Source organism: Pseudomonas sp. DD1 (genome assembly GCF_044510355.1).
GTDB classification, from domain to species: Bacteria; Pseudomonadota; Gammaproteobacteria; order Pseudomonadales; family Pseudomonadaceae; genus Aquipseudomonas; species Aquipseudomonas shahriarae.
The window spans coordinates 1-14790 of the sequence record NZ_MSAJ01000037.1; the positions used below are offsets into that span (position 1 = coordinate 1).

Here is a 14790-nt window from a genome sequence, read left to right on the forward strand (position 1 = left end):
CCCTTGAGCAGGCGGCGCACACCACCGAGCCGGCCTTGGCGCTGACCCTCGCGGCACTGCGCCGCCCGGCGACGACGGCCCACCCGCCGACAGTGATCGAACAAGGCACGGTGGGCCTGCCCGCCGAGCCACCGGCCGGCGACCAGACCCTGGTGGACTTTATTCACTCCAACGCGCGGGACAGCAGTCGCCGACGCCTGCTGGAGGCCCTGCACGAACTGCATGTACCCTGGCCGGTGCCGCCGCCCTTACCGGCGAGCATCGGCGCCTTCAAGGGCCTGTACCGCATTGATCAGCAGTGGCATGCCTCGGTGGCCGGCCTGCTGTTTCGCGTGAATGTCCTGCCGGACCTGGGCCAAGTGTTCCTGGTTCATCCGCACAAACCGCAGCACCCCGGCTTCCAGCTGACACGCAATGCCCAGGGTCGCTGGAGCCTGGACCTGGGCCTGAAACTGCGCGGTGGCGGGCCGAAGAACCGGCTCAAGGCCAAGCTGGCGCAAATCGATCAGCAACGCAGCCAGGTGTCGGAGGAAATTAATCGCATCGGTGATCAGATCAGCGTCCTGATCAAGCGCCTGCAACCGATCGACCAGTTGCTGGATGCCGCCCGCTTGAAGTTCGAGCAAGCGCATAACGCCTTGGGCAAAACGCGCCTAAGCTTGCGCAGCAAACCGGACGACCCGGCGCTGATAGCCGAGCACCGCGACAAAGTCGCCCAACGCTCCCGGACCAGGACCGCCTTCCAGCTTTTTCAGGAGCGCTTCGATCAGGCCGCCGCCGAATTGCTGCAACAGCGGCGCGAGCTGATCACGGCCTATGGCCAAATGAAAGAAGTGGACAGTCGCTTCGACTACGAAGGGCAGTGCATCGAGCAATATCAGTCGATCCTGGCCACCGATGAAATCCGCGTCAGCCAGTTGTCATCCCTCTACCTGGCAACATTCATTTCCGAACAGGGCGAGTCGCTGATCGAACTGCAAGGCGCAGCCCACGATGTCGGGGCGATGCGCTATGTCAAGGATCTGCTGGAGACCAACTTTGCGGTTTCCGAGCGCCACGCCCAGGCGATGACTGCCATTGAGAACACCCTGGAGGAAATGGCCGCACGCTTGAAGACCGGCCCCGCGCAACGCCTCAAGTACCTCAATGGTCACCCCAAGCGCCGGTTCTACAACCGCCTCAACGCCACCCTCGAATCCCTGGATGTGCTGACCGAGTTGAGCATCGACCAGACGATCCCGGCCACCACGCCCCAGGAACACTACTTCCTGGCGCGCCATGAACACCTGCAATCCTCGCTGTCGCCTCTGGAAGACTCACACCTGGAGCTACTGACCACCGAAGGCTTCACCCCAGCCGAGCGCAAGGCCGTGCTGAGCAACCTGATCAAGCATTACCGCCGCCGACTGCAGATTTACCAGAGCCTGCTGGAACTGGACTCACCTCTGGCACACCCACGGTATATGCCGCTGCTGATCGAGCGCCTGCACACCGCCCGTGACAGCGCCGAGACGGATCTGGCGGCCCTGTTGCGCGAGGATGAATTCCTGCCGCCACAACCGACGCCGTTTAAACCGGTACGCACGACGTCGCGAACCAAACGCGTATTCAAATCACGGGACAAGGGTGCCCTGGTCGGCGAGTTGGAACCCGCGCAAAGCGACATCCCCTTCCCCACCATCGTGACCCGCAACCCGATTACCCAGCAGGTCAGCGGGCGCTTTATGGAGCATCCCAATGAGGGCTGGGTAGAGATTGTCGACGCCCAGCCCACCGCGCCGGTCGAGCCATCTCCGGCGCCGTCCCTGGCGACCTTGCGCACCCAGGCACAACGGCTGCTGGAAGAGGTGCCCGGTATCGAGCGCTCTATCGAGTTCCAGAAAAAGAAGCTCAGCGACCCGACACGCCGCGATGAACTCAACCCGCAAGACTGGCGCGACATGCTCGCGCACCAGGCCGAGCGCCTCGAAGCGGTCGCGACCGAGTTGGCCAACCACCATGGGGACAAGCCGGACATGCCGCAGACCGTGGAACGCTTGCGCCGGCGCGCCAGCGACTTGCGCAGCCAAGGCACGCAGCAGTGCATCGAGGGCTACAAGGCCCAGCGCCCGCGCCAGGAACACATCGAGTTCCTGCGTAGCCACGGCGCGGTTGATATCGGCCTGGTCCACGGCGCCCAACGTACCGCGTCCAGGGACTACGTGTCGGAGTTCGCCGTGCGCGAGAAAAACAGCCTCACGGTGCTGTGGTACGCCCACTTCCACTACAGCCAGGCCGACAGTTTGCCCAGTGCCTACACCGCCGCCCATCTCAAGCGCCCCGAACAGCGCTTTGTGACCCTGCGGGACTTGATCGCCCAGGCCGGTGCAGACAGCCAGGCCATCGTGCGAGACCTGTACCACCCGATCACCGCGCCGTTTGACCAACGCCTGTTCCTCAGCCTGTTGCCCGCCTAGAACCCCGCCATGAAGGCATCTACTGCCAATAAAAAGGATGTTTATGCAAAACCTCACCCCCTCCTCCATCGCCCATGCCGTGAGCGCTCGATTTGCTGATCGCCCCGCGCTGGAAACGGTGATCCGCCAACAACTCGCCGCGGCCATCGGCGCCCAGTACCCAACGCTGACGATAGACCTGAGTCGCACGCGCCTGGCCCGGCCGCAACGCCGCAGCTGGCTGTTACAGCCATTTATGCCAGTGGTACAGGATGCGCTGGCCAGTGGCATAGCGCTGGATTTCAGCGATGTGAACAACGTGCCCTGGTACCTCTCCGACGAGCCGCCAAAACGTCTGAAACTGCCCGGTTTGACCGGGGAACAACTCAATATGCAAGTCATCGCACGCCTGGTTGGCGAACTGCCCCAGACCCTGCCCATCGCCCTGCAAAATGCCTTGGCCAAGTATTGGGACGCCGGGCATTGGCGCTGGCTTGCGCACGTGCTGATGGACACCTTGCGCGTATCCGCCCTTCGCCACACAGGCCTGGATGCCCAGGCGCAGGAGGCGATCGACCAACTGGTGGCCATCCCCGACCGTGAAGCGCGAATCGCCCGCCATGGCCAGGGTGTGGTGTTCGCCTATGGCCTGGAAGTCACCCTCAAGAGCGGGGAACAGAGCAGCCACCTGCTGAGTCCAGAACTGGTGCTGGTCCGCGCCGTGAACGGCAAGATGCCGGTGCTGCTGTGCAGCCCCGGCGGCGGCATTGAAGTGTTCGCCTCCATGGATGGGTTGGTCCAGGCCTACGGCCAGCGCCTGGGCAGCCAATATCAGGTCGACGATATCCTCATCCAGCGCTACGAGCCCGACGGCGATATCTTCGAACACCAGGCGGCGATGATCCTCAATCGCCAGTTGGCAGACCTGGGCAACCTGCGCCTGCCCACGGCCCAGCCCTTCAGCGCCTGGCAGGCGCTGTATGCTGAACTCACCGATCCCGGCCGGTTTTTCCGCGACTCGCCGGCCGCCCCACCCCAGGCCCTGGACACTCTGCGCCCACACCTGCCGAGCTGGCTGCAACAGGCCAGCGCCGACGACCGCGCGACTTACCGGCGTTATGCCCTGGCGCTGGCCAGCGCCAAACAGCGCGGCGGCGGGCGCCACTTCCTCAGTGATCTGGACGATATCCGCACCTACACCGTCAAGACCCTGCTGCAAACGCTGCAACACGACGCCGTGAACTTCGATTCCCTGTTGCCGACGCCGCCGTCTGTCGCCGCGCTGCACCCCGACGACCTGCAACTGACCTTCGCCGTCACCGCTGGCTATCCGGGCACCGTCGGAATTATCCGCCACGAGCGCATGAGCCTCACGGACATGGCCATCGACAACCTGGCCAGCCGCCCCAGCGGCACCGTGACCCTGACCCATCGCCATGGCCTGGCGCTGCCGTCGTGGCTGACCGCCGACTATTTGATGGGCGCCGGTGGCCTCATTGAAAAGGTCGATATCGGCCAGCACTACCCCCGCCTGCTGGAGCAGCATCTGCTGGGCGACAGTCCCGAGGCGCAGCAGCGTGAAGCGTTGTTTGCCGATCAGCAGGCCGCGCAACTGCCGTTGCTGGCGCTGGAGTTGTGCCTCAAACAACAGGCCGGCGTAAGCCGCCAGGGCACGCGCCTGGTGGCCGCGCTGATGCAGGGCAATGTTGCCGAGCAGCAGGTTGATAACCGTCAGGTGGTGATCCGTCATCTGGCGTTGGTGCGGGCCCCTGGCGCCTCTCCCGACAGCGTCAGCAACATGTACTTGATCGAAACGCGGGACGCCGAGGTCGGCCCTCATCTGCTGTACCGCCCGTTGTATGCCCAAGCGCTTCTGGAATTCGCCAGCCGCGAGGCGCTGTTCGAGGCCATCGCCCAGCCCGGCGAGCTACAAGACAGTGTGCTGACCTGGCTGAGCGACAGCGCCCGGCCGATCTATGCCCACGGTGGCTTGCGCGAACCGCATTACCTGCGCTTCGGCCAGGGCGATGAATTTGCCCCCCTGAATAAGCCGGTGCCGGCGCGCCTGTCCAGCGATGGCATCAACGATGAATTACAACAATGCCTGGTGACCGGGCGCCTGATGAGCTACCTGTTCAGCGACCACGCCCGTGCCTTGGTGCAACAGGCCAACCGCGAGTCGGTGTCCAACAGCGAGAGCCGCTGGCGGGTACTGCTGGAAGGCAGCAGCCTGTTGTTCGGCAACCTGCTGCTGCCGTTGCTGCGTGGTCGGGCGATGCTCACCGGCTGGTTGATGGCCCTGATGGCCAGCCTGGACCAGGACATACCGGCGCTGGATGCGCCCGACCGCCAGACCCGGGAACTGGCTGCCGTCGATCTGCTGCTCAACCTCGGCCTGCTGCTGTTCGAGGCGACGCCCGAGGTGACCGCGTCTTACCCGCCCCTGGCTGCCGGGCTCAAGGCGCGTGCACTGCCTTCGGCCCTCGCGCCGCGTATTACCGAACAATGGCCGGTGCCCGCGGCGCCGACGGTTCGCGAGGGAGCCGTGGCCCTGCCAGGTGTGTTGCCGGATACACGCCGCAATGTGCTGGACTTCAGCTTTGCCCAGACCCGTCAACGCCTGACGCCAGCCCAGCGCGTGCGGCTGAGCAGCTTCAAGGCCATCCGGCCGACGCCCATGCCCCGCCCCGTGCTGAATGGGCCACGCAAGGGGCTGTACCTGGTTGACAACATTTGGCACGCCGAGGCGAACGGCGAGTGGTTGCAAGTGAGCCTGGAGCCGGAGGGCGACATCAGGGTCGTCGCCCCTGGCGACCCCAACCGCAGCGGCCCTTACCTGCGCAGCGATGCCAACGGCGTGTGGTCGGTAGACACCCGCCTGCGCCTGCGCGGTGGCATGCCCCCCAGGCGAATCGCCGCCGAACGTCAGCGACGGGCTGAACGGGTCAGCCAACTGAAGCGTTCTTACGAACAGTTCATCCAGGGTCAGGTGGCCCGGCAAAACCGGATCGAGATTATCCTGGGGGTGATGACCAGGACCGCCGAAGACCCACGCTTCAGCGAAGCGCAACAGGCTGACAGTCGCCAGCGCTTCGATACGGCCCTGCAGGAACAGACATTGGAATACCAGCAGCAGTTGGACAGCCTGAAAGAACGCAGCGAGCTGGGGATTGCCTTGCCACCCGAATCGGTGGCGAGCTTGCTGGAAAACATCGTCAACAATACGCGCAAGCATGTGGTGGTGGCCGAGAAAGATCGCGGTGCGCTGTACCGCAACAACAGTCACTTCACGTCCCGAAGCACACGCCTGGCCGAGGCTGTGCTCAGTGACTTTGCGGCTTACCAGCGGTTCATCCGCGAAATGATTGCCATCAATGAGCGTTCGATCCACTGGCTGGAGCTGCGCGACCGCTACCTGGACCAACTGTTCAACCTGGGCACCGCCGGCAGCGAATACTACAACCGTTTGACCTGGGACCGTCCGCAGGAAATCAGCGCCCTGGCCGTCAAGGATCTGCTGATGCGCAACTACGAACTGATGACCCACAAGTACCCGGATCATCCACTGGTCGATGTACTGATCGACATCCTTGAGCCCCTGCAGGAACACTTGCGTACCCACAGTGAGCTGAACGACCTGGAACTGACGGCCGAGGACCGCGTGAGCGTGCTGGAAAGCCTGGTGGAACACTATGGCCGGGGCCTGGATTCGTTGCAGGGGCTGGGTATCGTCAATGCCGATGAGCTGGACAGCGAATATTTTGCCAAGCTGGTCACGCTGGTAGAGGGACTGTACCAGGACGCCGCCAAGCAACTGGCCGGCGAAATCAAGCCCGTCGCCCAGCCCCCCAGGCGCCCGAGCCGACGCAGCCCGGCAATGATCGGCAAGCCTCTGAAAAAAGTGATCCGTACCCCGAAAAAGGGCACCTTTATCGGTGAGGTCAAGCCAGTGGGCTCGGTGGAAACGGTGGAGGTTCGCTCCCAGGTCAGTGACCAACTGCTGGCCATGTATTCACAACGGGGGGACCAGTGGATCGAATACAAGGAGTCGCGACCACCGGCCTCTGCGCCAGCACCGCGCAGTCTGAGCCTGGTCAAGGGTGAAGCCCGCAAGCTGCTGGCCATGCTCGAAGAACACCTGCGCCGTGGCGAGCAATACCGGAGAATCTCCCGGCACCCGCAAGAAGTGCAGGAAGTGCTGCAATTTGAAGCGGTGCGTTACGACAGACTGGCCAACGAACTGCATCTGGCGATTCAGGCCCAACCCGCCGAGGCGCGTACGTCAGCGGATCAAACCCTGGTTAACAACATGCGCCAGGCGGCGTTGCGCTTGAGTGCGCAAGGCCTGGCGCTGCGTACCCAGCTGTGCCTGGACCTGCCCCCGACCCACGGCAACCTCGAGTACCTGATCGAACAGAAGCGCGCCAACATAGGGTTGCTGGGGGAGCGTATCCAACTGAGTGGCGAGCGTCGGGATTTTGTCCAGGAGTATGCGGTGAACGACCAGGGCGGCTATCCGTTGTGGTATGCGCACTTGCACTACCCGGCGGCCGATACGCCCAAGGAACTGTATACCGCGGCCCACCTGAAAACCCGGGAGCAGCGCAAGCAGAGTTACTACTCGCAACTGGCCAGGGCGCAAAGCCCCCAGGCAGTCGTGGATGTCCATCGCGGGTTGATCGGCAAGGCGTTGGTGCAGCGCTGGTTCCTGCCGCTGGCTCCCTGACCGGCTGTGGCGAGCGGAATTGCCCGCTCGCCACAGGGGGGGGGCTTGGGTCAGTGGGCGAACAAGGAGTTGCCCTTCTGCCCCGCCAGTTTCTCCGGTTTGATCAGGAACCGCGCCAGTGCCGGCAGCAGCCACAGTGCACCGAACATGTTCCACAGCAGCATGAAGGTCAGCATCAGGCCCATATCGGCCTGGAACTTGATGGCCGAAAAGATCCAGGTGCACACGCCGATCGCCAGGCACAGGCCGGTGAACAGTACGGCTTTACCGGTGGATTTGAGGGTCTGGTAATAGGCTTCCTGCAACGGCAGGCCGGCGCGCAGGAAGCTTTCCAGGCGGCTGTAGATGTAGATGCCGTAGTCCACGCCAATCCCCACCCCCAGCGCCACCACCGGCAGGGTCGCGACCTTGACGCCGATGCCCATGAACGCCATCAGCGCGTTGCCCAGCACCGAGGTCAGTACCAGCGGCAGCACGATGCACAGGGTCGCCGCCCAGGAGCGGAAGGTGATCATGCACATGGTCGCCACGCACAGGTAGACCAGGATCAGGATGGTCAGCTCGGCTTCCTTGATCACTTCGTTGGTGGCCGCTTCGATCCCGGCGTTGCCGGCGGCGAGGATGAACTCCAGGCCTTCCTTGTTGTTTTCCTTGGCGAAGTCCTGCACCGCATGCACCGCACGGTCGAGGGTCTCGGCCTTGTGGTCGTTGAGGAACACCAGCACCGGCGCCAGGGAACAATTGTTGTTGTACAGGCCATCGGCACGGGCGATGGAGTTGTTCAACACATCCGGGTTACGCGACAGGGTTTCCCATTTCAGGTTGCCCTCGTTCATACCCTTGATCATCTGCTTGGACACGGTCACCAGGGAGATCGCCGACTGCACCCCCTCGGTGTTCTGCATCTTCCACATCAACTGGTCGATGGGCGCCATGGCTTCGTAGCGCGAGCAGCCTTCTGCCTTGGTCTTGACCATCACCACCAGTACATCGGAGCTGGTGGAGTAGTTGCTGATGATGAAGTTGTTGTCTTTGTTGTAGCGCGAATCCGGGCGCAGTTCCGGGGCGCCCTGGTCGAGGTCGCCGATCTTCAGGTTCTGGCTGTACCACAGGCCGCCACCAAAGGCGATCACGGCCAGGGCGACGGAGATCGGCGCGACTTTCGGGCTGGCGAAGTTCGACAACAGGCGCCAGAACGGATGGTCGCGGTTGGCGTCCTTTTTGCTCTTGGCAATCGCGCGTTTGCTGATGCCCACATAGGAGATCGCGACCGGCAGCAGAATCAGGTTGGTGAACACGATCACTGCCACACCGATGGAGGCGCCGATGGCCAGTTCACGGATCACGCCGATGTCGATGATCAGCAGGGTGATAAAGCCCACCGCATCCGCGAGAATCGCGATCATCCCCGGCAGGAACAGTTGCCGGAACGTGCGGCGGGCCGCCGTCAGGGCGTTGTCGGCCTCACTGGATTGCAGGGCGATGCCGTTGATCTTCTGCACGCCATGGGAAATGCCGATGGCGAAGATCAGGAACGGCACCAGCATCGAGTACGGGTCCAGGCCGAACCCGAAAAAGTGCATCAAGCCCAGTTGCCAGACCACCGCCACCAGCGTGGTAATCAACACTGCGATGGTGCTGCGTACGCAGTTGGTGAACCACAGCAGCAGCACCAGGGTGATCACGAACGCGACACCGAAGAACAGCACCACCATGATCAAGCCGTCGATCAGGTCGCCGACCTTCTTGGCGAACCCGACGATATGGATCTGGACGTTGGGGTTCTGCTCCTGGAACTTGGTGCGGATCTTGTCTTCCAGTTCGTGGGAAAACTTCTGGTAGTCCAGGGCCAGCAACTTGCCCTGGTCCTGCGGGTCCGGGTAGGACTCCAGCAGCGGGATATCGACGATGCTCGACTTGAAGTCGTTGGCCACCAGGCGCCCGACCTGACCGGACTTGAGCACGTTGTTGCGCAACTGGTCGAGGCTTTCCGGCGAGCCGTTGTAGCTCTGCGGGATCACTTCGCCGCCGGCAAAGCCCTCCTCGGTCACTTCGGTCCAGCGTACGCTGGGGCTCCACAGGGACTTGAGGCCGGAGCGGTCGACACCGGAGATATAGAACACTTCGTCGTTGATCTGGCGCAGGGTCTCCATGTACTCCTTGGAGAAGATGTCACCGTCCTTGGCCTCCACCGAGATGCGCACGGTGTTGCCCAGGTTCGCCAGGTCGTTGCGGTGCTCCATCATCTTTTCGATGAAGGGGTGTTGCAGGGGGATCATTTTTTCGAAGCTGGTGGACGGGCGAATCAACGTCGCCTGCCAGAACAGGAAAATGCTCACCAGCAGGCAGATGACGATCACTGCCGGGCGGTTATTGAAGATCAGGCGCTCAAGAAAGGTCGCTTTATCGTTGTGATGACTGCTCATTCTGTCCCCGCCTTCTTATTGTTTTTTGCGTTCGGCGCCGGTTGGCTCGGCGACGCGCACGCCACCCTGCCCCACCAGAATCAAGTCGCCATTGCCCGCCGCCGTCACTGCCGAGAGTGAAATGCGGTCCGGGCGATTGAATACGCTGAACGTCAGGCCATCGTCGTGGCTGACCACCACGCTGCCGCCGTTACCCACCACCACCAGGGTGCCGTCGTCGAGCAAGGTCGCGCCCGACAGGCCGAACTCCAGGGCGCCACGGGCGGCCTTGAGCGCCACCGGCTCCCAGGTGTCGCCAAAATCGGTGGAACGGAACAGATTGCCGCGCAAACCGTAGGCCAACAGAGTCTTGGGCTGGGCGGTGCCGATCACGCCAAACAGCGAGCCCTCGTAAGGGCCTTCGAGTTTTTCCCAGGTCTGCCCCTCGTCGCTGGAGCGGAACATGCTGCCCTGCTCGCCGACGATAAACAGGCCGGCGTCCTTGACCCGGGCAATGGCGTTGAGGTGGTACTGGTCTTCGTTGTCGAGACGGTCGCTGACATCCTCCCAGGTCTTGCCCGCGTCGGTGGTCTCGATCAGCGCACCGTAGGCGCCCACGGCAAAGCCGTGGTTGGGGTCGTTGAACAGCACGTCCAGCAGCGGAGCTTCGCGGCTGAGGTCCTTGAACTGCTCGCTCCAGGTGGCTCCGGCATCGTTGCTGGCGAGGATCTTGGCGTCATGCCCGACCGCCCAGCCATGCTGGTCGTCGATAAAAAACACCGCCGTGAGCAATTGCCGGGTCGGCACCTTGGCCTGCACCCAGGTGGCGCCCTGATCATCGGAATAGAGGATATGCCCGCGATCACCGACCGCCACCAGGCGCTTGCCGGCCTGCACGACGTCGATCATCAGGCCTTTTTCGGCCCTTGGCGATTCAATGGCAAATGCCGCAGGTTCTGCGGCGTCGGTTGCAGCCTGGGCAGCCGTCGACAACGCGACAACCCCCAGCAGCGAGAGCGCTGTAGCCAGCACCGCGACCTTGCGCGACGCGAGCGGGCGGCAAAAACCCACACCCATGACAGGCTCACTCATAGACCTTTCTCCCATTTATTATTGTTAGGTCGTAACACCTTCCAGGGTGTTCGCAGTGCGCAAACCTGCAATCTAGAGCCCCTTGAGGAAGCAGGGGCCATCCTATCGGGCTTTCGAATCGTCTGACAATCGGCGCTACGTTATCTTTTGTTAACTAAAGGCCTTTTGCCCTCGCGCTGAATATAGCTGCATTCGCTGAAATGATGAGTTGCCCGCATCCGCTAGGCGATATTTTTATTCCATATATTGATCATTGGGAATTTTTATTCTATTAATTGCGCTCCTGAAACAATAATTCAAAAGGACCACCGCCATGCGCTCACTCGGAATCGGCCTGATCGGTACAGGCTTCATGGGCCGTGCCCACGCACTGGCGTTCAATAACGCCCGTGCGGTGTTTGAGCTTCCCTTCAACCTGACGCTGGCGGCCCTGGCCGATGCCGATACCAAGCGCGCGCAACGTTGCGCCAGCGCCTGGGGCTTTGCCCAGGCCCATGGCGACTGGCAACAATTGATTGATAACCCGCACGTGGACCTGGTCGCTATCACCACCCCCAACCACCTGCACTACCCCATGGCCATGGCCGCACTGGCGGCGGGCAAGGCGGTGTATTGCGAAAAACCCCTGGCGACCAGCCTGCAGCAAGCCGACGCCATGCGCCTCGCCGCCTACGAGGCTGGAGTGGTGACGCGGGTCGGCTACAACTACCAGCACAACCCGATGATCGCCCTGGCGCGACAGATGATCGACGCGGGCGAGCTGGGGCAGATCATCAGTTTCCAGGGCGAGTTCAGTGAAGACTTTATGGCCGACCCGGCGTCGCCCTGGTCCTGGCGCTGTGAGGTGGAGCATGCCGGCGGCGCCCTGGCGGACCTGGGCAGTCATCTGCTGGCGATGGCGCGTTACCTGGTGGGCGATGTGAGCAAGGTGTGCGCCGACAGCCAGACCGTCCACGCCCAACGCCCGGCCAGCCCTGGCAGTACCGAGTGGCGTTCGATTGCGGTGGATGATCAGGTACATGCCTTGCTGCGTTTTGCCAATGGTGCACGCGGCACCGTCAGCAGCAGTTGGCTCAAGCACGGCTACAAGAATCACTTGAGCTTCGAGATCAGCGGCACACACGGCACCCTGGCGTTCGATCAGGAGCGATTGAATGAATTGCGCCTGTTTCGCGCCGGTGAACAGGGGTTCCAGCGTTTACTGGCGGGCCCCGCCCTGCCCGGCTATGCCGCGTTCAGCCCGGCGGCGGGGCATCAGTTGGGGTACAACGAACTGAAAACCCTGGAAGTGCAGGAGTTGATCATGGCCCTGGCCGGGCAAGGTGCCGCGGGTACTGATTTTGAAGCGGCGTGGGAGGTGGAGCGGTTGGCGACAGCGCTTCGGCTGGCGGCGCGGGAGGAGCGGTGGGTCAACGTGAGCGAAATTTAAAGACCTGCACCGATTGATGTGGGCTTGTTCGCGATGGGCATAGGTATCTACACAACTCTCTTCTGGGGTTGTGTGTACATATCCGTTGCTGCGGTTACGGCGGCTATTGGTTCCGCCCTTACGGCGGGTCACTTTTGGAAAAGAGCCCCAAAAGTAACCAAAAGGGCTCTTGCCCCACCACTCGGCACCTCGCCCAGGCTCGGTGTGCCCGTCACCCGACATTGATTTGGGGGGCCGCCGCGATGGGCCATCCATGGCCCAGCGCGGCTAACCCGGCGTCCTGCCGGGTTACCCCCCAAATCAATATCGGATGACGGCCAGCGTGGTTTAACGGGGCGCCTAAGATCAAAATCACAAGCAAAGCGAGGCGGCCTGACAGCCGACCTGATCGTCGAGGCGTACGCGTACCTCTGTGGGAGCTGGCTTGCCTGCGATGGTCGTTAACGATGACAAATGAATACCTGACACTCTGATGTGTTCTTTCGGCCGTCATCGCAGCGATGCGGCGATCCGACAAGCCAGCTCCCACAGGGGGGAATGCAGCTTCGCGCCCCGGCTTTGGCATTGCTGTTGCTGTTGCTCTGCTTTTGATCTGGCTTTTGATTTTGATCTTAGGCGCCCCGTTAAACCACGATGGCCGCAGGCAGGTATTGCGCAGTGGGCACCCCGGCATGGATGCCGGGGTAGCCGCGACACGGCCAGGGATGGCCGATCGCGGCGGGCCCACGGAGCAATGCCTGACTGCGGGCATGCCGAGCCTAGGCGAGGCACCGAGTGGTGGGGCAAGAGCGCTTTGGTTACTTTCGCGCTCTTCGAAAGTGACCCGCCGTAAGGGCGGAACCAATAGCCGCCGTAACCGCAACAACGGATATGTACACATACCGAAAAGAGAGTTGTGTAGCTAATCATGCCGCAATGGCAGACTGTCAGTCAGCAATTGTACTGACTAGCACTCCGTCATCGCGGGCAAGCCCGCTCCCCCATTAGACCGCATCAAGTCAGCGCAATGCGCGGCGCAGGACCTTGCCCACCGTAGTCTTGGGCAATTCCTCGACGCGAAACTCGACAAACTTCGGCACTTTGTACCCCGTCAGGTATTCCCGGCAATGTGCCAACAGCTGCTCCTGGGTCAGGCTGGGGTCGCGACGCACCACGACAATCTTCACCTTCTCTCCGGTCACCCCATCCTCCACGCCAATCGCCGCCACTTCCGCAACGCCCGGGTGCAACGCGACCACGTCTTCGATTTCATTGGGGTACACGTTGAAACCCGACACCAGGATCATGTCCTTCTTGCGATCCACCAGGCGGATGAAGCCCTGTTCATTCATCACCCCGATATCCCCGGTGGACAGCCAGCCCTCGGCATCCAGCACTTCGGCGGTTTCCTTGGGGCGCTGCCAGTAGCCCTGCATCACCTGCGGGCCGCGCACCTGCAGTTCACCCGGTTCACCGATGTCGGCGAGTTCACCGTCCTCGCGGATAAAGCGCACCCAGGTCGATGGCAGTGGCACGCCGATGCTGCCGGTAAATTCCATCTCGCGCATGCGCGAGATGTCGATAGGGCTGATGCTCACCACCGGCGAGCACTCCGTCAGGCCGTAACCCTCGATGATCGGCAGCCCGGTGACTTCCTTCCAGCGCTTGGCCACCGCGGTGTGCGTGGCCATGCCGCCGGCGATGACCAGGCGCAGGTCGGAAAAGTCCCGGGCACGGAACTCTGCGTTCTCCAGCAAGCCGTTGAACAACGTGTTGACCCCGGCAATGCCGTTGAAACGCTCCTTGCGCAGGATCATCTGCACCCGCTTCACGTCCCGTGGGTTGGCGATCAGGATATTGCGCCCGCCCAGGCACATGAACATCAGGCAATTCACGGTCAGGGAAAAGATGTGGTACAGCGGCAACAACGTGACGTTGGTTTCCTGCTGGTTCTGGTCCAGTTGATCGCCCACCCACGCCTTGGCCTGCAACAGGTTGGCGATGATATTGCGGTGGCTGAGCATCACGCCCTTGGCATCGCCGGTGGTGCCGCCGGTGTATTGCAGGAACGCCAGTTCTTCACGCGCCAGCGGCACCGGCGTATGGGTCAGGCCCCGGCCCTGCTTGAGCGTCTGGTTGAAACGCAGCGCACCCGGCAGGTTGTAGGCCGGCACCTGCTTCTGCACTCGGCGCAGGATGAAGTTCATCGCCGCGCCCTTGAAGGTGCCGAGCAGGTCGCCGATGGCCGCAATGACCACGCGCTTGACCGTGCTGCCGGCCACAACTTTTTCCAGGGTGTGCGCGAAGTTCTCGAAGATCACCACGGTCTCGGCGCCGCTGTCCTTGAGCAGGTGCTTGAGTTCGTGGGAGGTGTACAAAGGGTTGACGTTGACCACCACCGCACCGGCAAGGATGGTGCCCAACAGACAGATCGGATACTGCAAGCAGTTGGGCATCATCAACGCCACGCGATCGCCCTTGCGCACGCCCTGGGCCTGCAGCCAGGCGGCAAAGGCGATGCCCTGGGCCTGCCAGGTGGCGTAGGTCATTTCGGTGCCGATGCTGACGTAGGCCACGCGGTCGCGGTATTTGTGCAAATGTTCGAGAAACACCTCGCGCAACGACGGGTAGTCCTCGATGCCGGCGTCGATGTCGCTGGGCACCCCAGGCAGATAAGCGTTCAGCCAGATACGTTCGGTTTGGTCCAGGCTTACAGCGTTCATC

5 protein-coding genes and 1 pseudogene are annotated in these 14790 nt (G+C 62.4%); 3 read left to right on the forward strand and 3 right to left on the reverse strand.

The features are described 5' to 3' along the window. Nucleotides 1-2456 (forward strand): annotated as a pseudogene (locus tag PSFL_RS23210) (hypothetical protein); the annotation flags it as partial. A 43-nt stretch (nt 2457-2499) separates the two neighbouring features. Beyond that, nucleotides 2500-7161 carry a hypothetical protein gene (locus PSFL_RS23215; protein WP_397470527.1) on the forward strand — a complete coding sequence of 1554 codons (4662 nt, stop codon included), beginning with the start codon at nt 2500-2502 and terminating at the stop codon, nt 7159-7161. A 50-nt stretch (nt 7162-7211) separates the two neighbouring features. Here the strand turns inward: PSFL_RS23215 and PSFL_RS23220 are convergent, their stop codons facing one another. Continuing rightward, nucleotides 7212-9587: an RND family transporter gene (locus PSFL_RS23220; RefSeq protein WP_057444729.1), complete on the reverse strand. Its 2376-nt coding sequence runs from the start codon at nt 9585-9587 to the stop codon at nt 7212-7214. Nucleotides 9588-9602: 15 nt separating this feature from the next. Then, complete coding sequence (locus PSFL_RS23225) at nt 9603-10643, reverse strand: YCF48-related protein (protein ID WP_170060823.1); 1041 nt, start codon at nt 10641-10643, stop codon at nt 9603-9605. A gap of 328 nt (nt 10644-10971) precedes the next feature. On the opposite strand from PSFL_RS23225, the gene PSFL_RS23230 reads away from it, so the two are divergent. Continuing rightward, complete coding sequence (locus PSFL_RS23230; RefSeq protein ID WP_057438653.1) at nt 10972-12087, forward strand: Gfo/Idh/MocA family protein; 1116 nt, start codon at nt 10972-10974, stop codon at nt 12085-12087. 998 nt (nt 12088-13085) lie between these two features. Here PSFL_RS23230 and PSFL_RS23235 read toward each other — a convergent pair. Next, nucleotides 13086-14789, reverse strand: coding sequence for an AMP-binding protein (locus tag PSFL_RS23235; protein WP_057438654.1), 1704 nt, complete (start codon nt 14787-14789; stop codon nt 13086-13088). Nucleotide 14790: the final 1 nt, after the last annotated feature.